The organism is Fundidesulfovibrio agrisoli, from assembly GCF_022808715.1.
Taxonomy (GTDB): domain Bacteria; phylum Desulfobacterota; class Desulfovibrionia; order Desulfovibrionales; family Desulfovibrionaceae; genus Fundidesulfovibrio; species Fundidesulfovibrio agrisoli.
In genome coordinates this window covers 79,974-102,620 of sequence record NZ_JAKZKX010000003.1, presented here as the reverse complement: position 1 = coordinate 102,620, position 22,647 = coordinate 79,974, and the positions used below count along the sequence as shown (strand labels likewise).

General features: G+C 66.1%; 19 protein-coding genes. 3 read left to right on the top strand and 16 right to left on the bottom strand.

Annotated elements, in window-relative coordinates:
* Positions 1 to 351: 351 nt before the first annotated feature.
* The 12 genes from MLE27_RS03175 to MLE27_RS03120 all read right to left on the bottom strand — a co-directional run bounded on the left by MLE27_RS03175 (position 352) and on the right by MLE27_RS03120 (position 11,911).
* Complete coding sequence (locus MLE27_RS03175) at positions 352 to 615, bottom strand: hypothetical protein (protein ID WP_243310439.1); 264 nt, start codon at positions 613 to 615, stop codon at positions 352 to 354.
* Between the two features lie 81 nt (positions 616 to 696).
* A complete protein-coding gene (locus MLE27_RS03170; protein WP_243310438.1) occupies positions 697 to 1,536 on the bottom strand; it encodes a sulfite exporter TauE/SafE family protein in 840 nt (279 codons plus the stop codon).
* A complete protein-coding gene (locus MLE27_RS03165; protein ID WP_243310437.1) occupies positions 1,529 to 2,353 on the bottom strand; it encodes an FkbM family methyltransferase in 825 nt (274 codons plus the stop codon). The genes MLE27_RS03170 and MLE27_RS03165 overlap by 8 nt, the downstream gene beginning before the upstream one ends.
* Positions 2,354 to 2,580: 227 nt before the next feature.
* Positions 2,581 to 3,144: a 4Fe-4S dicluster domain-containing protein gene (locus tag MLE27_RS03160; RefSeq protein ID WP_243310436.1), complete on the bottom strand. Its 564-nt coding sequence runs from the start codon at positions 3,142 to 3,144 to the stop codon at positions 2,581 to 2,583.
* Between the two features lie 2 nt (positions 3,145 to 3,146).
* A complete protein-coding gene (hypA, locus tag MLE27_RS03155; RefSeq protein ID WP_243310435.1) occupies positions 3,147 to 3,506 on the bottom strand; it encodes a hydrogenase maturation nickel metallochaperone HypA in 360 nt (119 codons plus the stop codon).
* A 332-nt stretch (positions 3,507 to 3,838) separates the two neighbouring features.
* Entirely contained in the window at positions 3,839 to 4,924 is a 1,086-nt protein-coding gene (locus MLE27_RS03150) for a hydrogenase large subunit (protein WP_243310434.1), read from the bottom strand.
* Positions 4,924 to 5,472, bottom strand: coding sequence for an NADH-quinone oxidoreductase subunit C (locus tag MLE27_RS03145; RefSeq protein WP_243310433.1), 549 nt, complete (start codon positions 5,470 to 5,472; stop codon positions 4,924 to 4,926). Before MLE27_RS03145 ends, MLE27_RS03150 begins: the two co-directional genes overlap by 1 nt.
* Entirely contained in the window at positions 5,469 to 5,996 is a 528-nt protein-coding gene (locus MLE27_RS03140) for a 4Fe-4S dicluster domain-containing protein (RefSeq protein WP_243310432.1), read from the bottom strand. Before MLE27_RS03140 ends, MLE27_RS03145 begins: the two co-directional genes overlap by 4 nt.
* Positions 5,981 to 6,439 (bottom strand): NADH-quinone oxidoreductase subunit B family protein, encoded by a 459-nt coding sequence (locus MLE27_RS03135; protein WP_243310431.1) that lies wholly within the window; start codon positions 6,437 to 6,439, stop codon positions 5,981 to 5,983. Before MLE27_RS03135 ends, MLE27_RS03140 begins: the two co-directional genes overlap by 16 nt.
* Positions 6,440 to 6,454: 15 nt before the next feature.
* Positions 6,455 to 7,414, bottom strand: coding sequence for a respiratory chain complex I subunit 1 family protein (locus tag MLE27_RS03130; RefSeq protein WP_243310430.1), 960 nt, complete (start codon positions 7,412 to 7,414; stop codon positions 6,455 to 6,457).
* A complete protein-coding gene (locus tag MLE27_RS03125; protein WP_243310429.1) occupies positions 7,407 to 11,162 on the bottom strand; it encodes a proton-conducting transporter transmembrane domain-containing protein in 3,756 nt (1,251 codons plus the stop codon). Before MLE27_RS03125 ends, MLE27_RS03130 begins: the two co-directional genes overlap by 8 nt.
* 77 nt (positions 11,163 to 11,239) lie before the next feature.
* Positions 11,240 to 11,911 (bottom strand): Crp/Fnr family transcriptional regulator, encoded by a 672-nt coding sequence (locus MLE27_RS03120; RefSeq protein ID WP_243310428.1) that lies wholly within the window; start codon positions 11,909 to 11,911, stop codon positions 11,240 to 11,242.
* Positions 11,912 to 12,730: 819 nt separating this feature from the next.
* Between MLE27_RS03120 and MLE27_RS03115 the strand changes: the two genes are divergently transcribed.
* A complete protein-coding gene (locus MLE27_RS03115) occupies positions 12,731 to 13,816 on the top strand; it encodes an NAD(P)H-dependent flavin oxidoreductase (protein ID WP_243310427.1) in 1,086 nt (361 codons plus the stop codon).
* Between the two features lie 230 nt (positions 13,817 to 14,046).
* On the opposite strand, the gene MLE27_RS03110 is transcribed toward MLE27_RS03115, so the two are convergent.
* The 4 genes from MLE27_RS03110 to MLE27_RS03095 all read right to left on the bottom strand — a co-directional run bounded on the left by MLE27_RS03110 (position 14,047) and on the right by MLE27_RS03095 (position 17,421).
* A complete protein-coding gene (locus MLE27_RS03110) occupies positions 14,047 to 15,048 on the bottom strand; it encodes a DUF6976 family protein (RefSeq protein WP_243310426.1) in 1,002 nt (333 codons plus the stop codon).
* Between the two features lie 9 nt (positions 15,049 to 15,057).
* Entirely contained in the window at positions 15,058 to 15,291 is a 234-nt protein-coding gene (locus tag MLE27_RS03105) for a hypothetical protein (protein WP_243310425.1), read from the bottom strand.
* Between the two features lie 538 nt (positions 15,292 to 15,829).
* Positions 15,830 to 16,846 (bottom strand): type I glyceraldehyde-3-phosphate dehydrogenase, encoded by a 1,017-nt coding sequence (gene gap, locus MLE27_RS03100; protein WP_243310424.1) that lies wholly within the window; start codon positions 16,844 to 16,846, stop codon positions 15,830 to 15,832.
* An 11-nt stretch (positions 16,847 to 16,857) separates the two neighbouring features.
* The gene (locus MLE27_RS03095; RefSeq protein ID WP_243310423.1) at positions 16,858 to 17,421 is read right to left on the bottom strand and encodes a GAF domain-containing protein; all 564 of its coding nucleotides are present in this window, start codon (positions 17,419 to 17,421) and stop codon (positions 16,858 to 16,860) included.
* Positions 17,422 to 17,765: 344 nt separating this feature from the next.
* Between MLE27_RS03095 and MLE27_RS03090 the strand changes: the two genes are divergently transcribed.
* Positions 17,766 to 20,855: a hypothetical protein gene (locus MLE27_RS03090; protein WP_243310422.1), complete on the top strand. Its 3,090-nt coding sequence runs from the start codon at positions 17,766 to 17,768 to the stop codon at positions 20,853 to 20,855.
* A 24-nt stretch (positions 20,856 to 20,879) separates the two neighbouring features.
* Positions 20,880 to 22,541, top strand: coding sequence for an aspartate:alanine exchanger family transporter (locus MLE27_RS03085; protein ID WP_243310421.1), 1,662 nt, complete (start codon positions 20,880 to 20,882; stop codon positions 22,539 to 22,541).
* Positions 22,542 to 22,647: the final 106 nt, after the last annotated feature.

Below are 22,647 nucleotides of genomic sequence, written 5' to 3'. Positions count from 1 at the left end.
GCGGCAAGAGGGCCGCCGAAACGGAAAAGGCCCCGTCCAGTGAAGGACAGGGCCAGAAGGTTGATCCGATTGAGCTTTATGTAGTTTCGCGAGGGATGTTTCGGCCAATACAGTAGAGCGTATGGTTAACCCATGTTGTGTTGTGCCGTGGCTGCTTATGAGCCTGTGGCCTTGTGTGCTCTACTTCATGAAATGCTGTTCATCTTCTGTCTGACCCAATGGCATCGCCTCCGTTGAGGTTGAACCAACAGTCACCTGAACACGGCCTACATATATGCTCGAGCTCAAAAGTTGTCTAGAGGGAATCGTGGGCGGATCGCGATGGTAATGTTTTCCACGCTGCCGCCCGGCTCAGGTGGCGCAGGATTCCCCGCAGTAATTCCTGACGAATTGCCCGATCTGCGTGGAGAGGTGCACGCACTCCCTGCCCTCGGCGCAGTTCTTGGCGTCCTTGTGCTCGATGTAGGTGTCGAGCCTGTGGCCCCCGCGGGAGATCTCCACCACCCAGGCGTTCTTGGCGGTGTCGTCCCTCACGGCGAGGGACATGTTGTAGCGGTCGAATTCGGGGTAGAAGGCCTTGATCCTTTCGGCAAGGATGTCCGCTGTCACGTGCATGCCGCACCTCCTGGAACAGAATTGAGGCCTATGTAGCACCCCACGACGTTTTTGGGCAAGCGCGGCGGCCCGGGGCCGGCGTCAGCCTCCCCGCGCGCCCTGGATCAGGATGCGCAGGCCGGCCAGGGCAAGGGCCACGGCCAGGCTTTTCATGATCCAGGAGGAGTTGACGCGGCGCGAGAGGTGCGCGCCCATCTGCGCACCGGCCAGCACGCCGATGGCCAGGTAGATGGTGCGGTGCGCGCCGTGGTGGAAGGCCCCGGTGAACACGTGGGTCAGGGTGCCCGCCAGGGTCATGCAGGCCAGCACGAAGTGGGAGGTGGCCGTGGCCACGTGCACGGGGAAACCCAGCACGTAGACCATCGCGGGCACGTGGATGATGCCCCCGCCGATGCCCAGCAGGCTGGAGAGGAAGCCCACGCCCACGCTGATGCGCAGGCCCGTCTTCATGTTGAAGCAGTAGTCGTAGGCCTCGCCGGAGCTGTCCACCAGGTGCCTGTGGGCCGCGCCCGGCGGGCAGTCGCCCTCCCCCCTGTTCTCCAACCGGCGGCGAAGCAGCAGGTAGAGCGCCCCGGCCACCAGCAGCGCCCCGAACAGAACGTCGAAGGCCCTGCGCGGAAACACGTGGGTGGAGAGCGCCCCCAGCACGGCCCCGGGCGTTGCCGCCAGGGCGAAACGCCAGCCCGAGGCGTAGTCCACGCGCTTCATCATGGCGTAAGCCTCGGTGCCGGAGGCCGCGTTGGCGAAGATCACGGCCAGGGAGATGGCCGTGAGCAGGGCCGGGTCGTCATGGGGGAAGAGCATCAGCAGCACGGGCATGAGGATGAAGCCCCCGCCAGCGCCTATGAGCGTCCCGAAGGCCCCGGTGCCCAGGCCCAGGGCGATGAAGCCCAGGGCCGTCAACAGGTCGTGCTCAGGCATCTCCGCCCCCCTCGGAGCTTTGCGACCGACCTTCCGGCTGGGCTGGAGCCGTGGCCGGAACCGGCCTCCTGGCCCAGACGTTGACCTGCACGTCCATGGTCCGGCCGCCCCCGCCGCTGACGTAGGGTTCGCCCCCCGGCCAGACGTTCTCCAGGTAGTAGCGGAAGCCGCCCTCGGCCAGCAGGGCCAGCACGGCGTGCAGGTTCTGGGGCAGGTGCCGCCAGCAGTGGCACTCCACGAAGGCGAAGCCCACCTTGCCCAGTTGGCCCGCGCAGTCCGCCAGCACCTCGGCCTCCGCGCCCTCGATGTCCATTTTCAGGAAGTCCACCCGACCGAGGCGCTCCAGCACCCCGCGCAGGCGCACGGACTCGACCCTCAGCCCTTGCCCCACCCCGAGCACGGAGCCGCCCTCCGCGCCCTCGGGCACGAAGTCGACGCCGTCGCCGTGCACCCACACCGCCTTGCGGACCACGGGCACGTGGGCCAGGCCGTTGGCGGCCAGGTTGCGCTCCAGGTAGCCCGCGATGCGCGGATCGGCCTCGAAGAGCAGCAGCTTGGCCTCGGGGTGGCGGGCGGCCAGATGCAGGGCGCTCACCCCGATGTTGGCCCCGCAATCGATGATGACGGGGTCGCGCCGTGAGCAGGGGAAGTCGTAGACGCTGTGCACCACGATCTCGTTGAGCTGGTAGAGGCAGCTCAGGGCGTCGGGGGTCTCCAGGGTCCAGCCCATGTAGCGGATGCGCGCGGGCTTGCCGCGGGGGTGGTCCTTGTAGGCGTCGTAGAGGCGCTCCAGTTCGGCGCGGTACGTGGAGGTCATCATGAGCTCCGCTGTGCGTCTGCGGTTGCCGCGGGCTCCTGGATGGAGGACCGCCATACGTCCAGGTACGTCATGGCCCCCGCCCGCGTCCAGCCAGATGTTCCGTACGGCCGCTCCTCACTGGGGGCGCGTAAAACGAAGCGGCCCCGGACCATGAGGTCCGGGGCCGTTTTCATATATCTCGGAGCGCGTCATCGCCTGCGGGCGTCCCCGCGGCCGCTCCGGCGCTATTCGTTGCCGGCGGCGTGCAGGCGGGCCAGCTCCTGGGCGCGGCCCTTGGCCACCACGGCGCGGTAGGTGCTCACGTCGATGAGCTGCAGGGCCTGGTTGGGGCAGGCCTCGACACAGGCGCAGACTTCCTTGCCGTTGCCGGCGCGCCAGGCTTCGCACAGGTCGCACTTCTTGGCGGAGCCGCGGTTGGTCTTGCTGGAGCCGGGGACTTCGCCCTCGACACCCACTTCGATGGCGCCGAAGGGGCAGGCCATCACGCACATCTTGCAGCCCACGCACAGCGACTCGCTGATGCGGACCATGCCGTCTTCCTGGCGGATGGCGCCGAAGGGGCAGGCGTGGGCGCAGGGGGCGTCCTCGCACTGGCGGCACTGAAGGGGGTACTTGTACTTGTCCACCTTCACCACCTTGATGCGGGAGATGACGGGGATACCCTTCTTGCGGGCTTCCTTGGCGGGCATATTGATGTGCGCGCTGACACAGGCGCTTTCACATTTCTTGCACCCGATGCATTTGTCGGGGTTGGCGAAAACGACGGAATTCTCGGATTGCTTTGCCATGGCTATGCTTCCTGGTTTGGACGTTCGACCTCAATGCTTTTGACAAAGAGTTCACGCCCTGTTTCGAGCGTGACGAAGGAGTTCGTACAATCGGGGCATCTCAGGAGCCTTCCGGCCTTGCGTGCCGTCCCCCCGCAGGAGGTGCACCTTCCGGTGGCGGGCTTCCTTTCGACCACCATCCGCGCGCCGTGCGCCAGGGTCCCTTCGGAGAGCATCTCGAAACACGAGCGAAGGGTTTCCTCCTCGACGCAGGCCAGCTCGCCGATGCACATGTCCACCTGGACGATCCTTCCGCCCTGCCCTTTCCTGGCCGTATCTTCGGCTATGGCGATGATGCTCGAGGCCAGGGAAGATTCATGCATTGCTTCGGTCTCCAGGTATCCCACGCTCGGCGTGGCTGCTCTTGAGAAAGCTTTTACAGGAGCACGCGGGGCAAGACTGTCAGCCGCGCGACAAATGGCATTATTTTCACATTCTCCACGCATTGAATCTTGCTGGGCAGCGTTCCTCCGGCGGAGCCCTTTCTCCTTGCTGGATTTAAATCTAATGATTCAAGTCTTTTGCAATATTCACTCGAAACAGAGCCAGCCCTCCGCGCTCAGGCTCGCAGCACCGAAAATATGACCTTTCCCTGAACCAACGAAAAAGCCGCCCCGGAGGGCGGCTTTCGTTGTCTGCTGCGGGATGGCCGCGATCAGCGCTCGGTGCAGCTGATGCAGGGGTCGATGCTGTTGACGATGAGCGGGATGTCCGCCACCTGACAGCCCGTCATCATGGTCTGGAGCGCTTCCCAGTTCATGTAGGTGGGCACGCGCCACTTCAGGCGGTGGGGGGTGTCGCTGCCGTCGGAGCGCAGGTAGTAGAACAGCTCGCCGCGCGGGGCCTCGGAGCGGGCCACGGCCTCGCCCTCGGGGATCTCCACGAACCGCTCCAGCTCGATGGGGCCTTCGGGCATCTGCTCCAGGCACTGCTCGATGAGGCTCACGGAGTCCACGGCCTCGCGCAGGCGCACCAGCGCGCGGGAGTGCACGTCGCCCTTGGTGTCCCACTGCACGTCGAAGTTGAGTTCCTTGTAGGTGCAGTAGGGGGTCTTCTTGCGCACGTCGTAAGCTATCCCGGAGGCCCGGGCGACCGGGCCGACCACGCCGTAGCGGCGGGCGTCGGCCTCGGGCAGCACGCCCACGCCGGTGGTGCGCTTCAGGATCAGGGGATCGGTGGTGTAGATCCCGTAGATCTCCTCAAGATGGGGCTTGAGCTCTTCGAGCTTGCCCCGGATGAAGGCGTTCATCTCGGCGTCGATGTCGTAACGCACGCCGCCGATGGTGCAGGCGCCCAGGTTCATGCGGTTGCCGTACACGCCTTCCTTAACGTCCTGCATGATCTCGCGCACTTCCATGGCGTGCATGAACAGCGAGTCGAAACCGACCAGGTGGGCCATGATGCCCACGTTGAACAGGTGGGAGGCGATGCGCTTCACTTCGTCCGCGATGACGCGCAGGTACTGGGCGCGCTCGGGCACCATGATGCCGGCCAGGTTCTCCACGGCCATGCAGTAGGTGGAGGGGTGGCTGTTGGAGCACAGCGAGCAGACGCGCTCGGTGAGCACCACGTTCTGCAGGTAGTTGCGCTGCATGGCCAGGGACTCCATGCCGCGGTGCACGTGCCCGGCAGAGAGGCCGAGCGACTCGACGGTTTCGCCCTTGACCTTGATGTCGAAGTACATGGGCTCTTCCAGGGCCACGTGCAGCGGCCCGATGGGCAAGGTATATGTGCCGGACATTATTGAGCTCCTTTGGCCCAGTCGGGCATCTCGGTGCCAGCGTAGACCTTTTCCCACAGGGTCTTGGTGCAGGCGCCGTTCATCATGGTGGAGAGCGGGACCAGGCGGTCCAGGGCGCCCTGCTCCACGTTGGCGTCCAGGAAGAGGCGCACCGGGTTGGGATGGCCGGTGACCTTGATGTCGTAGAGCTCCATGAACTCGCGCTCGTGCCAGTCGGCGTTCTGGAACCAGCGGGTGATGGAGGGGATGGTGTCCTCGTCGGTGGGCAGGGACGCCGTCACGGTGACCACTGTGCCGTCCAGGTCGAAGTGGTAGGCGATCTCGCGGCCGGGGTAGTTGGCGTACTTGTCCACCCTGTAGGCGGTGATGACCATGAGCCGTGCGCTGACGCCCGCCAGGGCGGCGGCGGCGCGGGCCAGGCCGTCGTTGTCGGCCAGGCGCACCCAGCCGAAGGAGTTGCCGTTCAGGTCCTTGTTCCAGAAGACGCTGTCGGGCCCGAGAGCTTTGGTCAAAGCGCTCTCAAGAGCCTGCTTGGCGATTTCGTTCATCTCGCTTCCTCCACCCGGATGACCTTCCGCGAGGCGGCGTGGTTGGCCAGGGTTTCGCGCTTGCATTTGGGGCAAAGCATGAAGCGCTCGGGGTAGCGGGCGCCCAGCTTCTCGACGATGGCGGCGGGCCGGGGCTGGATGGTGGCGCCGCATTCGGCGCACTGGCCCAGCTTCACGAACTTGGTCTCCGCGAAGGAGTACATGTCCTCGCCCTTGTGGGAGAGGTGCCAGTCGTTGGTCATGCGGATGGCCTTGGTGGGGCAGTAGTGGGCGCAGAGGCCGCAATAGGTGCAGCTGTTGTGCCACACGCGGAACTCCATGCCCGAGCCGTCCTCCGCCGCGCGGAACTGGATGGCTCCGGCCGCGCAGACGTGGCGGCAGATGCCGCAGAGGATGCACTGCTCCGCGTCCAGCTCCGCGCGGCCCCTGAAACGGGCCGGGGTGTAGGTGGGCGCGAAGGGGAAGGGGTCCGTGCTGGGGCCCTGCCGCAGGTTGCGGGCGAGTACTTTCAGGAACGGGAGCATGTGCCCTCCTCCAGGCGCTTGCGCCAGATTTCCAGGGCCAGGGCCACGCCCTCGATGATGGCATGAGGCCGGGGGGGGCAGCCGGGAACCACCACGTCGATGGGGATGTACTGGTCGATGGGGGAGTTGACGGTGTAGCTGTCGCGGTACACGCCGCCCGAGACGGGGCAGGCGCCGCAGGCCAGGGTGACCTTGGGGTGCGGGATCTCGTCGTACACGCGCAGCACCTTGTCGCGCACGCGGGAGGTCAGCGGCCCGGAGATGAGCACGATGTCCGCGTGGCGGGGGCTTCCGCAGTATTTGCAGCCCAGGCGCTCCACGTCGTAGCGCGGGATGAGGGCGACGGTGGCCAGCTCCACGTCGCAGCCGTTGCACGAGCCGGCGTTGAGCCGGTAGAGCCAGGGCGAGCGGGGAGCGATCTTGTTTATGAACTTGTTGAGCATGCTATCCTCTCTCGTCTAGCGCAGCATGTAGGCCAGACCCAGGCTCGCGAGCGCCAGGGGCGAGGTGTATTTCACGAAGAAGGTGAAGCCCTGCTCCAGGCGCAGGCGGCCGGTGGAGGCCCGGAACACGGTCACGGCCACCAGCATCAGCGCCAGGCACTTGAACAGGTGCCACACCAGGTTCACCAGCACGTTGCCGCCCAGCCCGTTGGGCATGAACAGCGCGACGACCAGTTCCACCACCACGACCAGCTTCACGGCGCTCATCAGCTGGAACATGGCCAGCAGCGGGCCGGAGTATTCCAGCAGCGGCCCTTCGATAACCTCGGGCTCGGCCTCGGGGATGTCGAACAGGCCCGCGCCCATGGTTCCGGGGATGAAGAGGAGCATGGCGATGAAGGCGGGCAGCATGATCGGGTCGAAGATCATGGGGCCGTGGGCCATCTGGTAGTTGATGATGCTGTCCAGGGCGAACATGCTGCCGCCCGTGCCGCCCACGCGCACCGCCACCGCCAGGAAGGAGGCGATCAGCGGCATCTCGTAGGCGAACATCACCACCATCTCGCGGGAGAAGCCCAGCGCGCCGTAGGGCGAGCTGGAGGCCGAACCCGCGATCATCAGGGCCATGGCCGGCAGGGGCAGCAGGTACAGAAGCACCAGCAGGTCCTTCATGCCGGTGACGCCGTTCCAGACGCCGCCGATGGGCATGACCGCCGCGGTGAGCAGCACGCCCGAGAGGCCCAGCACCGGGGCCAGCTTGAAGGCCAGCTCGTTGGCGGTGTGGGGGATGAGGGTTTCCTTGACGGTCAGCTTGAGCACGTCCAGCGCGGGCTGGTACAGCGGCGGGCCGACCCGGCGCTGCAGGCGCGCCACGGCCTTACGGTCGACGCCCTTGAGCATCAGCCCGGCGGCCAGCGCGAACAGGCCGCCCGGGAAGATGAGCATGGCGAATGTTGCTTCGAAGAAACTAGTCATGGCCTCCTCCAACGCGCTTGGGAGTGAAGTAACCCCGACTCATGCGCGCCAAGAGCTCAAGGGGCGCGGCGTACAGGTTGGACGCCGCAACGTTGGTCTGCTGGGTCGTCACGCTGGTCTCGCCGCAGAGGTGGATGGCGGTGCGGCGCACGGTGCGCGTGGCGTACCGGGCGATCATCCACACCGAACCGCCGGACAGGACGATCATGAAGCTCAGCAGGGTCATGTCGGAGGCGCCGGGGCCGGAGAGGATGCCGGAGAGGCCGACGTCCAGGGGCGCGATTCCGAGGCTCTGCTGAATGGAAGCGATGGGGATCAGGGCGATGCCGGGGAACACACCCGTGAGGATGCACAGCCCGGCAAGCACCATTATGGGAGCTCGCATCGCCAGCCCCACTTCGTGTGCATGCGCGGCCTTGGGCGAGAGCTGACCGAAGAAGGCCGAATGCATGAACTTGAGGAAGTAGGCCAAGGTGATGACACTCGAGAGAATGGCGATGATGGCCAGAGTCATCTCGCCCTGATCGATGAGCGCGTAGTAGATGGTCAGCTTGGAGCTGAAGCCGTTGAACGGGGGCATGCCGGCCACCGAGAACAGCGCCACCGCGAAGCACATCAGCGTCATGGGCATTTTGCGCCCGATGCCGCCGAGCTCCTCCAGGCTGTGGGCGTGCGTGGCGAACATCAGCGCGCCGGCGCAGAGGAACGCCAGGTTCTTGAAGAGCATGTGGTTGAAGAAGTGCAGCATGCCGCCGGTGACGCCGAGCGGCGTGCCGAGGCAGATGGCCATCACGATGTAACCCAGCTGGCTGACCGTGGAGTAGATGAGCATCTCCTTGATGCCGGTCTGCAAGAGGGCCTGAATGGCCGCGTAGATGATGGTGATGCCGCCGATCCACGCGCCCACGTACATGGCGGTGTCCAGGGCGGCCGCGCCGTCCACGTTCACGCCTCCGGCCAGGCCCCAGCGCAGGAAGAGCAGTCCGAAGGGAGCGCTCTTCAGCAGCATGGAGGAGATGTAGCCGGAAACAGGGGTGGGCGCGGTGGGCGGGTGCATCTGCCAGTCGATGCGGATGGGCAGCATGGCCGCCTTCATCAGCATGCCCAGGCCGATCAGGCACACGCCGGTCATCCAGGCGGCGGGGGGCAGGGTCTTCAGCGCCAGGGCAACCTGCTCGAAGCCGTAGCCGCCGGCGGCCCGGCCGACCAGCAGCACGCCCAGGAACAGGAAGGAGGCTCCGGCCACGTTGAACAGGAAGTACTTGGTGCCTTCCTTGAGCGCGGCGGGGCTCTCCTCGTGGATGATGGCCAGGAACAGCGGCCAGGAGCTCATGATCTCCCAGAAGCAGAAGAAGGCCAGGAAGCCGGTGGCGGTGCCCATGCCCACCAGGCCCGCGATCATGGTCAGGAACACGGCGTAGAAGCGCCACTGCGTGTGGCTGTGGCTCATGTAGCCGGTGGAGTAGTACATGTTGCACGCGCCGGTGAGCAGCACCAGCAGCGCGAAGGCGAACTGCAGGCTGCCCCAGCCGCCGGACTGGGCCAGCAGCACGATAGCGGCCAGCACCAGGCTCGCCGTGGCGGCCAGGCCCGCGCGCTTCATGTCGGCGCGCAGCACGATGGCGGCCACCGCGCCCAGCAGGGGCAGGATCACGGGCAGCGCCCAGGTGACGGTCAGGTCGGGCAGCGCGGCGTGGGCTCCGGGGAACAGGGCGTCGGCCGCGGGGGTGACCAGGGAGAGCCAGGTATGGGGGAAGAGGCCGCCCAGCACGGTGACGGCGGCCAGCGCGCCCACGCCCAGGCGCATGGTCATGGGGGTCTCGAGCACATGGGCGCCCTTGTAGGGGGTGAAGAACAGCACCTTTATCAGGCGGCCGTAGTACACGCAGCCGACCAGGCTGCCCGCCAGGACCAGCACGGCGATCCAGGCGCTGCCGGCCTCCAGGGCCGCGTGCAGCATCAGGAACTTGCTGTAGAAGCCGTTGAACGGGGGCAGGCCCATGATGGCCACCAGGCCCAGGGCCATGCAGGCCCCGGTGAAGGGCATGGCCCGGCCGATGCCCGCCAGGGCGTCGATGCGCTGGGTTCCGGCGCGCATGATGAGGCCGCCGGCGGCGAGGAAGAGGAGGTCCTTCATCACGGCGTGGTTCACCACGTGGCCCAGCGCGCCCGTGGTGGCGGCCCAGGTGCCCAGGGAGAGCACCAGGGCGATCTCGCCGATCTGGGCCAGGGTGGAGTAGGCCAGCATCCGTTTGATGTCGGACTGGATCAGGGCCATGACCTCGCCCAGCACGAAGGTGCAGGCGGCCAGCAGGGTCAGCAGGAAGGGCAGGCCGTAGGCCGAGGTGCCCGCCAGGGAGCCCTGGAAGAGCATCGGCAGCACCAGGGCCATGCCGAAAACGCCCGCCTTGGTCAGAAGGCCGGAGAGGGGCGCGGAGATGGAGGAAGGAGCGACAGGGTGGGCAACCGGCAGCCAGGAGTGCAGGGGGAAAAGGCCCGCCTTGACCGCGAAGCCGCCCAGGAGCAGCAGCGCGACGCCCGCGACAGCGGCGGGGCCCATGGCCTGCGCGGCCTGCGCGGCGTCCATGAGCGCGCCGTGGGGCGCGGCGGAGACCAGGGCCATCAGGCCCACCTGCATGGCGTAGGCGCCGCTGACGCACATGATGAAGTAGCGCGCGCCAGCCTTGAGGGCCTCTTCGGAGCGTTTGTGCACCACCAGCATGTAGGAGCTGAAGGTCATCAGTTCCCAGGAGACGTAGAACCCGCCGGCGTCCTTGGCCGAAGCCAGGCCCACCAGCGTGCCCACCATCATGAACAGGAACAGGAAGTAACGGTCGGAGCCGGGCTTCTCGCCCACGTAGCCCAGGGAGTAGACGATGATGACGCCGCCCACCAGCGCGTAGAGCGTGGTGAACATGTTCTGCAGCGGAGCCAGGCCCGGGGTGAACCAGGCGGCCGCCACGGTGGCGGCCGCGACGGCCAGCACCAGGGCGGAGCGCCAGGCGGGCATCAGGCGGCCCACGGCGTAGACAGCGAAGCCGCCCAGGTAGGGCACCAGCACCTGCAGGGGCCAGGAGCCTTCCAATTCGGCCACGGCCGGGATGTCGGCCAGGCCCAGGATGCCCGCGGCGCTGGAGGCCGCCATGTGGATCAGCCCGTGGGGGAACAGGCAGGCCAGCACCGAGGCGGCCATGAGCGCCCAGCTGACCGGGTCGGCCTTGGCGGCGCCTTCGGCCTTGGGGCCGGCCTTCTCCAGGCAGACGGCCTGGAAGAGGCGCACGGTGTACACGGCGGCGATGGCGCTGGAGAAGGCCATGGCCAGGGCGGTGAGCATGTGCCCGCCGTCCACGGCCGCGAAGAGCACCAGGGGTTTGCCCGCGGGGGCGGTTACGGGCGAGATGCCCAGGGCGCAGAACATGGCGAAGCCCATCATCACGGAGAGGGTCTCGCGCCCCTGTCCGGCGCCGCGCAGGGTTTCCAGGTTCCAGCCGCCAGCGCCAACGGCCAGCCGCCTGAGCGACGTGTACCAGAGGGCGCGGATGAGGGCCTGGTAGCCTATATGAAGAAACGCACCTGTAAGTCCGTTGAACGAGCCAAGACTCAAGCCTATAAGCACATAGCCTGTCTGGGCCAGCGCCGAGAAGGCCATGAGTCGTTTTGGTTCGCCCAAGGACCGTAACGCCTTGACCTCGCTGCCAACCAGCAGCGCGGCCCCGACGAGTAGTCCGAGGGAAGTGGCAAGTTGCATGTCATCCTCCTTTTGCTCGTCCCTATCCGAGAGGGGGGTCTATTTCTGTCGTCCAGCCGACGATTGTGAATCTTTTCTCACTCTGCGCAGGGCAGCGCGGTGAGCCGCAGTTCTTCCATGTCCGTGATGAGGTATTCGCCACGGGCAAGCTTCTTCATGATGCCGTTCTTTTCCATGGCGGATATGAGGGAGGAGACCGTCTGGCGGGATGAGCCGACGATCTTGGCGATGTTGTCCACAGTGAGGCCGACGTGCAGGCGCATGCCGTCCGTGCTGTTTTCACCGCGCAACAGGGCCTCTTCGTAGAAGAAGGCCGCGACGCGCTTGTCGATGTCGTGGAAGTAGAGACGTTCGATGATGCTCAGGGCCCCGGTGAGGATGTCACCCAGGGACATGAGCAGGGGAAGCATGAATTCCTGGCGTTCCATGGCGGCCTTGAAGAATTTGAAGACCGGACACGCCAGTATGGTGGTATCCTCCAGCGCCTCTACATACGCGCGGGAGTGTGTGCTGAATATATCGCCGGGGCCGAGCATGGACAGGGAGAGCTCCTTGCCCTCCAGGCCCATGTACATTCTCAGTTTTCCTGTTTTAACGATGCATACGAGGTCTTCCTTGTGGTATGGCATGAACAGCAGGTGCCTTTTGCGGTAGCTGCGTTCGTGCAGGGCGTCCAGAATGACCTTGTTTTCTTCCTTGTATATGATTTCCAGCAGGTTCCTGCCGGAAGATCTGAGGCGGCTTCCCATACATGTCCCTTCGCACTGGGCGAACGGCGGGCAAAAAAAAGGCCGCACCCGAGTCCGAAGGCGGATGCTTCGGCTCTTGAATCGGGTGGGCGGAGTGGGAGAGCGGTCCCTCCGCTATGTATAAACGCCGCAATGGGCGTACACAGCCAGTAATCATTGCAATGCCCGCGAGTCCGTCCTGCTGCGTGCGGCAGCGTTCAGAGCGCGTTTATTATTACGTCCGGAGCCACTTGGGTTGGTTTCCGGCCGATATGACGGACGCCGGGCGGACATTCTGGGTCGGCCGGTCGGCTGCGCGGCGGCAAGGTGAGCTCCTTGCGTGCGCCTGCGCTGCCGGGGTTGGGTATGTCGCGCGGCTGTCGGAATTGTGAGAGCTGCCGCAGGCGACATGGGTCCGGCCGGAATGAACGGACGGCGTGCGTCTTTCGAAAAGCCTTAATCAAACGCGGCGGTTTCGTCCAGCTTCATCGCGTCCCGCAGCATAAATTCATACCGCCACAGTATGCTATCCAGGGCCCAACCGCCCGGAATCACGCACAAGAAATTGTCGCCACCCCGACATGTCGCCCCCGCGACAGATACCGCACCAGTTTCCGTCAGCCGGGCGGCACACCCTGCCCGCCCGCCCGGAAACAGCCCGCTTCACGAAATATTTCAGCCTAATCCGTCTTCCGGGCGGCCAAGAGGCCCTAATAGCGCATGACAAAAACCGTTTCTTGACATATCCCGACTCGGGTTCACTTTGAAAGAAACTCCTAACCATCGGCGCTAGGCGCTCGCTCGATCCTGCCTCCGGCAGTGTCTCTGACAGGACCGCATATGAGCCTTCCCGGTTTTTACATTGACGATCTCCACATCCCCGTGCCCATCATCCAGGGAGGCATGGGGGTAGGCATTTCCTTGTCGGGCCTCGCCGCAGCCGTTGCGGCCGAGGGCGGCGTGGGGGTCATTTCCGCGGCCATGATCGGCTTCAAGGAGCCCGACGTCCGCACCAACCACACCGAAGCGAACCTTCGGGCCCTGCGCCGCGAGATACGCCGCGCCCGCGAGCTCACGACCGGCGTCATCGGCGTGAACATCCTGGCATCCCTCACGGACTTCGAGGCCATGGCCTCCTGCGCCATGGACGAGGGCGTGGACCTCATCATCTCCGGCGGCGGCCTGCCCCGCACCCTGCCCGGGCTGGTGAAGCCGGGGCAGAAGACCAAGCTGATCCCGGTGGTCTCCTCAGGGCGCGCGGCCGAGCTCCTGGCCCGCATGTGGATCACGCGTTACAACCGCGTGCCCGACGCCTTCGTGGTGGAGGGCCCCCTGGCGGGCGGCCACCTGGGCTTCAAGCGAAGCGCTCTGGACGCCCCCGAATCGCGCCTTGAGGTGCTGGTGAAGGACGTGGTGGAGGTCGCCAAGAAGCTCAAGGAGACCCACGGGCGCGACGTGCCCGTGATCGCCGCGGGCGGCATCTACACCCACCAGGACATCCTGGACATGCTGGCCATCGGGGCCTCGGGCGTGCAGCTCGGCACCCGCTTCGTGGCCACTCACGAGTGCGACGCGGACCTGCGCTTCAAGCGGGCCTACGTGGACTCTACCCAGGACGACATACAGATCATCGACAGCCCCCTGGGCCTGCCCGGCCGGGCCATCGTCAGCCCCTTCCTGCGCAACGTCAGCGAGGGGCACACCGCGCCCATCTCCTGTTATTGCAAGTGCATGGCCTCATGCGGGGTCGAACAGGCGCCCTACTGCATCAGCCTGGCGCTCATCAGCGCCCAGCGCGGCAACTTTAGGGCGGGCTTCGCCTTCTGCGGGGCCAACGCCTGGCGCGTAAACAAGATCGTCTCCGTGGCCGAACTCATGCACGAGCTGACGACAGGCGAGACCTCCGACTCCCCGGCGGAAGCCTAGCGCGGCTCCCTGACCGGCCCGGCGGCCGGGAACACTCCCCAAAAAAACAAGACGGGGCGGCGCAATGCCGCCCCGTTTCGTTTCCGGAGGGCATTGGCCGCCCCGGCGTCTCGTCTCAGACGCCGGGGCGGGGCCACCACACCCCGCCCTTCCCGGCAGATTCCCGCCCGAGCGGGCCCGGCCCCCTGGCGGGCCGGACCCTCCGAGCGCTTGCTCCGTGCGCGCACGGATCAGACGTCGTGCACCTCGAGGTAGACCAGGGTCTGGTTGAGCAACTGGTAGGCGATCTCGCCGAAGGTGATGGGGCCCACGAAGGGGTCCGTCTTCTTGCCCTCCAGACCAGAGTAGAGGTAGTTCAGGATGCAGTTGCAGGAGAACACCACCCTGTCCTCGGAGAGCTGGCACTTGTTCTCCAGGCAGGCCTTGAAGGCCTCGCCGTAGTCGGCCACGGGCTTGGCGTGCTTGTAGCGGATGCCGGTGAACACGGGGGCGTAGAACTTCACCTCGCCCTCCACCTCGTCGATGCCCTGGAAGCTGATGTTCACCAGGGCTCCGTAATAGTCCGCCACCAGGGGCAGCCTGGTATCCAGCTTGTTCTTCACGATGTAGGCCGCGAAGTTGCGCTTCTCGCCGTTGACCAGCACTTCCTTGGCCGAGAACCCGTCCGCCGGGAAGGTCAGGATGTCGCCCCCGCCCTGCTCGAACAGGTTGACGATGCCCACCTCGGCCACCTTGCCGGGTTTGAGGGTGGCCTGGAGCACCACGGCCCCCTCCTCCAGCGCGTTGCCGGTCACGCCGTTGAAGACCTTGGGCGTCACCTTGCCCAGATCGTCCAGGTGCACGCCCGAGATCCAGCCGATGAGCGGGCGCACGCCGAAATCCTTGTAGTTGGGGGCGTTGAGCGCGAAGGACAGGTGGGCCTTGCTCAAGGCCGGGATGATGACCACGCTGAAGCCTTCCTGCGGCCCCTCGGCGTAGACCTTGGCCAAGCCGTTGGCGTCGCGCTCCACGATCTCGACGCTCTGCGCCACGCCGGTGACGTCCGTGACGAAGATGCGGTCGCGCGTGGCCAGCCCGCCCTCGGCGTGGGAGATGAAGTACGGGATGGTCCCGCCGATCCAGTTGCCTTTGGGGAGCTGGCGCAGCACGGCCTCGTCGCCCGCCAGGAGCAGCACGTTCCCCGCCTCGATGAGCTTCGCGGTCTCCGCCACGGTCATGATGTCTTGTATCATGGCTGCCCCCTATCCAAAAATGGTGGTTAAATCTTCCTGCACGGACGGAGAACCGGCGTTCTTGGCGTAGACGTTGTACACCTGCTCGATGCATGACTTGATGTTTGCGGGAGTCGGATTCTCTTTTACTGAATGCACGAGTCTGCCCAGCAGGATTTTCGCCGCAAGAAACTTGAGCTGATAGGTTTTCTTCCCCGTTACGAGATCAGTCCATTGCGGGCGTGACATGCTTGGAACGTCCATACGCGCACTCCTTTTGGTTTGATTTCTTCAGGACGCCCACAACAGCGTGGCGCATCCTTCCGTGCAAACTGTCAGTCACGAGATAATAGTCATTTTCGATTGTCACTCGTTACCGCCAAAGAACCGTTAGATATAAGAGTCATGCCTGCGCACGCCCTGGCCTCTGGACGCACCATGCTTTGCCCAACTCCAGCGGTGCATTCTAAAGAGCAACTATCGGACCAATTAATTATGGACGTCATTTCAACATATTGAATCAAGGCGGTACGCATAGCTTCTCAATCCGGGTCCGCCCTGCGCCACCGGGGCGAGGGGGCAGGGCCCGACAGCGGGCCAGCACTGGAGGCAGTTTGGCCATTAGTCCAATGATATCAGCATGATTTTAAAAATGTTCCCATCCGACACATCTTCGTGACTGTTGGGTCAAAACGACCCATCCCCTGCCTGGACATGGGGGGCGCCGCAAAAAGAAGGCCGCCCCTCCGTCTTGGAGGGGCGGCCGATGCCGCCGGGGCGGTGAGCTCGCTGCGGGAGAGGCTTAGAGCCCGGCCTTGGCCATGTAGTCGATCAGGTCGGCCACGCGGCAGGAGTAGCCCCACTCGTTGTCGTACCAGGAGATGATCTTGGCCAGGGTGCCGTTCTGCACCGTGGTGTACTCGGCGTCCACGATGCTGGAGTGGGGGTCGCCCTTGAAGTCGGAGGAGACCAGGGGCTTCTCGCTGTAGTCCAGGATGCCGCTCAGGCGGCCGGTGGCGGCCTCCTTGAGCCTGGCGCGCAGCTCCTCGGTGGTGGTCTCGCGCTCCAGGTCCACCACGAAGTCCACCACGGAGACGGTGGGCGTGGGCACGCGCAGGCTGAAGCCGCTGAACTTGCCCTTGAGCTCCGGGATGACCAGGGCCACGGCCTGGGCCGCCCCCGTGGAGGTGGGGATGATGTTCAGGGCGGCGGCGCGGGCGCGGCGCAGGTCCTTGTGGGGCAGGTCCAGGATGCGCTGGTCGTTGGTGTAGGAGTGCACGGTGGTCATCATGCCCCGGACGATGCCGAAGCTCTCGTGCACCACCTGGGCCACGGGGGCCAGGCAGTTGGTGGTGCAGGAGGCGTTGGAGATGATGTGGTGCTTGGCAGGGTCGTAGGCGTGCTCGTTGACGCCCAGCACGATGGTGATGTCCTCCTGCTTGGCCGGGGAGGTGATGATGACCTTCCTGGCCCCGCAGTCGCGGTGCACCTGGGCCTGGGGGCCGGTGCGGAAGATGCCGGTGGACTCCACCACCACGTCGATGTCCAGGTCGCCCCAGGGCAGCTGCTTGGGGTCGCGCTCGGCGTAGTTGCGGATCTTCCAGTCACCCACCACCATGTTGCCGTCCACCACGGAGGCGTCCACGCTCAGGCGGCCGTAGTTGGTGTCGTAGCAGAGCAGGTGGGTGTTGGTGGCCACGTCGAAGAGGTCGTTGATGGCCACGATCTCCATGGTGTTCCTGTGTCGCTCCAGCACGGCCTTGAGCACCTGGCGGCCGATGCGGCCGAAGCCGTTGATGGCGATGCGGACTTTCTTCATGGTCGGCCCCCTTACAGGTCGTGGATGGCGTAGGTGGTTTCGGCCAGGAGCTCGTAGTCGGTCTTGAGGGCCTGGTGCAGCCTGGCGTTCTCGATGGCGATGGCGCTCAGGTTGGCGATGGCCGAGGCGAAATCCACCTCGACGGGGGTGAAGTCGCGCACTGTGTTGGAATAGACGCGCATCACGCCGATGGGCTTGGCCCCCACGGTGAGCGGCAGCACCAGCACGGAGGCGATGTCCTCCTTGCGGGCGGCCTCCGGGTACTGGAAGCGGGTGTCGCTGCGCACGTCCTTGACCTGGACGGGCCTGCCCGCCAGGACCTCCTGGTCGAGGCCGCTCTTGGCCACCTCGATGGGCCCCTTGCGCAGGTAGCCCGCCGAGAGGCCCCAGGCAGCGCTGGCCAGCAGGGTCAGGCCCTTGCGGTCCAGCAGGCGGATGGTGCAGGCCTTGGCCTCCAGGGCCTTGGCGGTCTGCTCCACGATGCCCGCGAGCACCGTGGCCGGCTCCAGGCTGGAGTTGATGACCTTGGCCACTTCGTACAGCGTGCGGTAGAATGTGCATTCCTTTTCGCTCATGCCGTTTCCTCCAGGCGATGTAGTCGGCGCCGCTTTCCGGGACGGGCCGTTCGGATTCCGTCTCCCCTATGCCTGAAGCAGCATACGCAGGCAAACACTTCCATCGTGAGCCAGGCTTCGAATACCCGGAGCCGAACCACTCCGGGCCGCGCTGGGCCTCGCTCCCGCCCCATTCGTAACATTTGGAAGTCGTTCGCATTAATTTCCCATGTCGGGGGAACGGCCCGCCAAGGCAAGCCCAAGGGCCGCCTCTTGCGCCCGCCTCCGCTTGACAAGCGGGCCGCTTGCGTTGATTGAACGCGATATCGGCACGTTAGCCCCAACAGTCGGCCGGAAAGGAACGCATGGACTCAAACATGAGCCGCATCGGCGGCCGGCTCCTCTTCGACAAGAAAGACTATGCCCTGCTGGGCATCGTGGCCGACGTGCTGGGCCGCGAGGCCTACTCCGGCTTCAAGCACCTGCTCACCCACTACCTGCACCCACGGGGCATCAAGGAGCTGGCGGCCTCCCAGGCCTTGCGCATGGCCTACGCCGCGGCCAACCTGCTGGGCTCGCTGGAGATCGGCAAGGCGCACGACCGCATCGTGGCCCTGCGCGCCCTGCACGACGAGGTGATGAACGCCTCCGTGACCTACCTGCGCCGCAACACCGCCCGCGTGCTCATGCAGGTCATGAAGGAGCTGGTGCGCGAGCGCGACCCCCAGCGCCAGCTCGAACTGGCCCACGACTTCCGCATGGCCGCCACGGGCAAGGCCCGCATCATCGCCCGGCTGCTCAAGCGCTACCACCTGCTGCTCATGCCCGAGGACTGGGTGCAGCTCTGCTTCGACAACCACGTCCACGACGCCAACACCAAGGGCCGCAAGTCCGCCACGCACCTCATCATGGACGCCTGGATCAAGGGCATCCGGCACCTCACGGTGATCTACTACAACTTCGTGCAGCCCGACGTGGCCGAGGAGCTGCTGGCCGCAGCCGAGGTCATGGGCATCACCGTGCGCGTGGGCATCGAGTTCAACACCCGGCACGGCTCCCGCCAGGCCAAGATCATCTGGGTGCCGCGCGGCTTCGCGGGGCCGGGCGAGTTCGTCGACTTCCTGCGCGAGCCCGACATCGAGGCCTTCATGCAGCAGGGGCGGCAGCTCTCGCTCCTGCAGCAGGAGCAGCTGCTGGGCGTGCTGCGCGAGTTCAACGAGTCGGTCCTGCCGGACTTCAACGCCTATTTCGGCCTCGCCATGCAGCCCCTGGACGTGGAAGGGTTCTTCGCCTCCGTGGGTGCGGGCCAGCCCTCGCTGGACCACCTAGGCAAGTACGCGCACTCCGCCCTGCTGCCGCACCTGCGCAGGCGCGTGGAGGAGCTTCAGGCCGAGTACGCCTCGGCCGACGCCGAGGAGAAGCGCCACATCGAGTCCCTCGTGGAGGAGATGAACGTCCTGGACGCCGAAGCCGTCACGGACGACTACCTGGAGCAGCTCGTCTCCCCCCTGCGCCACGAGAACGGCGAGTGCGAACACCCGGCCATATACTGCCCCCTGCACACGCCCGTGAGCCTGCTGGACGCCGTGGGGGCGCTGCGCGTGGGCAACCGCTTCATCCTGAACCTCTGCGGCCTGAGCCCCGACTCCGTGCTGGAGATCCTGGCGGATTGCGGCGGGCGCATCACCCACCTGGAGGTGGTGAACCTCAAGAACGTGACCCTGGGCCTCGTGGAGGACGCCCCGGGCATCGCCAACCTGTTCCAGGTCATCAACAGCCCCAGCGCCGTCGCGCTCAAGCACTGGATCATGGCCAGGCTCGGCGCCCTGGAGGCCGAGGGCTCGCCCGAAGCCGCCGCCACGGCCGCGAACCTCTGGCGCATCCTGGAGACCGTCTCGGCCTTCCACTCCAACTACCGCAGGAGGCCCCTGCGCACCTCCATCGGCACGGACTCCACCGGGCAGTCCTGCCGGGGCTTCGGCATGGGCCTGGTGGCGGACCAGACATTGCCCCCCTCGGCCCAGGCCGAACTGCGCCGCGGCAAGCACTCCACGGGCCGGGTCATGACCGTGGGCATGACCATTGAGCCGCACCTGGTGTTCGCGCCGCGCGAAAGCTCGCACCCCTGGCTGAACGCGCTCTACGCCCTGGCCCGCAGGCGCGAGTCCCTGCGCTTCCTGGGCTACATGGCGCAGCGGGAGTTCCGCTACCGCGACTTCCACCCCGTGGAGCGGGGCGAAAGCAACATCTCCATCCTGGGCGGCACCAAGAAGGACTGCGGCAACAACCTGAGCCTCACCCCCCGGCGGGAGTCCGCCCGGCGCGGGATGCCCGGCCCGGCCTACCTGAACAACAGCCTCAAGAACGTGCTCAAGGTGCTCTGCGGCTTCATCCCCGCGTTCCTGGCCTTCCTGTTCACGAAGGACTGGTGGCTGCTCAAGTATTTCGGAGCCCTGATCTGGTTCGGCATCACCGGGGTGCGCAACGTGATCCAGTCCGTGCTGGGGGGCGGCGGGCTTTCGCGCACGCCCCTGCTCAAATGGAACGACTACGTGAGCTGGAGCAGGCTCTCCGACTCCCTGTTCTACACCGGCTTCTCAGTGCCGCTGCTGGACTTCTTCGTGAAGACGCTCCTTCTGGAGGACACCTTCGGCATCACCGTGGGCACCAACCCCACGGCGGTCTACGCCATCATGGCCTTCGTCAACGGCAGCTACATCTGCACGCACAACCTGTTCAGGGGCCTGCCCCGCTCGGCCGCGTTCTGGAACCTGCTGCGAAGCGTCCTCTCCATCCCCCTGGCCATGCTCTTCAGCGCCACGGTGGGCTGGCTGCTGACCCTGGCCGGGGAGCCGGCCGTGGCGGCCATCCTGCAGCAGTGGGCGGCGGTGATCTCCAAGCTGGCCTCGGACAGCGTGGCCGCCGTGATCGAGGGCCTGGCCGACCGGGGCAACAACATGCTCCAGCGCCTGCGCGACTACTCCTCCAAGCTGCGCCAGGTGATGGCGGTGCATGAACGCCTGGAGGTGCTCTACCCCCGGCGGGACGTGCTCCAGCTGCTGGCAGACCCCAAGCGCTTCGTGGAGGAGCTCATCCGGGACCAGCCCGAGCTGGCCAATGCCATCATCGTCAACTCCTTGGACTTCCTGTATTTCTGGATGTACCAGCCCCGGGCGCGCGGGGCCTTGGCCCGAACCCTGAGGGAGCTTGACCCGCAGACCAGGAGGATATTCATCTCCTCCCACTATGTGCTGCTGTGCAAGCGGGAGATCAGCCAGTTGTTCCTGGACGGGCTGTTGGGCAAGAACTTCTCCAAGGGCCTGGCCTTCTACCTGGAATACGCCGACGGCTACCTGGACGCCGTGCAACGCCTGGCCCAGCGCCTGGACCCGGCGGGCGCGCATGCCCAGGAACAGACCATCGGCGCGCAGGACAAGGCCGCCCGGCAGGCCTGACGCGCCCGCCCGCAGGAGAGCATCATGATCATCGACCTCGCCGCGCTCCTCCAGGAGCAGCCCATGCTGCTCTTCTTCGCCGTGCTGGCCTGCGGCTACGGCCTGAGCCGGATATCGCTGTGGCACATCCAGCTCTCGGCCCCGGTGGGGGTCATGGTGGCGGGCATGGTCTTCGGGCACCACGGCTTCCAGGCCCCGCCCATGGTCCAGGAGATCGGCTTCATCCTGTTCATCTACTCCATCGGCATCACAGCCGGGCCGCGCTTCTTCAACATCTTCCTGGCCGACGGGCCGCGTTACATGGCCCTCACCGTGACCGTGGGCCTGCTGGCCGCCGGCACGGCCTACGCCCTGGGGCACGTGTTCGGCTTCTCCGCGCCCACGGCTGCGGGCCTGATGGCGGGAACGCTCACCAGCTCCCCCACGCTGGCCGCCGCGCAGGAGGCCCTGCGCCAGGCCGACCCCAACTCCGGCCCGGCCCTGGTGCGCATGGGCTCGGCCTACCCCCTGGCCTACCTGGTGGGCCTGTTCAGCGTGCTGGGCCTGATGCGCTACGCGCCCATGCTCCTGCGGGTGGATCTGGCCCAGGAGGCCATGTCCCTCTCTCGCGAGCGGCGCTACCGCGAGGACACGCTCGACTCCCAGGAGCAGGCCTCACCCCCGCCGCAGCTGCGCGCCTTCGAGGTGCGCCGCGCCGAGGTGGCCGGGCACTCCTTCGAGAGCTCCGAGCTCTGCCGGGGCGGGCACTGCGTGCTCCAGGCCGTGAAGCGCGAGGGCGCGGTGTTCCAGCCCGAGCCGGGCATGGCCCTGGCCGAGGGCGACGTGGTGGCCCTCTCCGTGCCGGTGGACCGAGTGCCCCTCATGGCCGAGCGCATCGGCCCCGAGGTCATCGACCTGGATCTGCTCTCCGACTCCATCGACACCGTGGACATCATCATCGCCAACGACGACGCCGCCGGGCGCAGCCTGGGCGAGCTCACGGTGATCCCCCGCCAGGGCTGCACGCCCACGCGCCTGGTGCGCTCGCACATCCCCATCGCGCCCAGGCCCGAGATCGTGCTGGAAAAGGGCGACCTGCTCACCGTAGCCGGGCTGCGCCACCGCCTGGACGCGGTGGTCAAGGCCCTGGGCTTCGTGGAGCGCACCGTCATCGAGACGGACCTGATCGCCTTCGTGATCGGCGTGGCCCTGGGCCTGGGCCTGGGGGCGGTGAAGTTCAAGATGGGCGACGTGACTGTGGGGCTGGGGCAGGCCGGGGGGCTTCTGGTGATGGGCCTGATCTTCGGCTATTCGCGCTCGATCTCGCCCACGTTCGGGCGGGTGCCCCCGGCAGCCAGGTGGATCATCTCGGAGCTCGGGCTTATGTTCTTCATGGCCTGCGTGGGCCTCAAGGCGGGCCAGGGCGTGCTGGAGGCCCTCTTGACCATGGGGCCGGAGCTGCTGATAAGCGGCGCGGCCATCGCGGCGGTGAGCCTGTTCGGCGGGGTGGCCTTCGGGCGGCTCGTGCTGCGCATGAACTACGCCCTGCTCTTCGGAGCCATGGCCGGGGCCATGACCTCCACGCCGGGGCTCAAGGTGGTCACCCAGGCGGCGCGCAGCACGCTGCCCTCGCTGGGCTACGCGGGCACCTACACCCTGGCCAACGTGCTCTTGACCCTGCTGGGCGCGCTGCTGGTCAGACTGTAAGCTCGGACATCTTCTACTCCCAAGCCTGGACAGCACCATTTTGCAAGGGTTTGATGGAGTAGTTGCCATCACCCCTTGATCTATTTATTAACCGGCGAATCTTCTA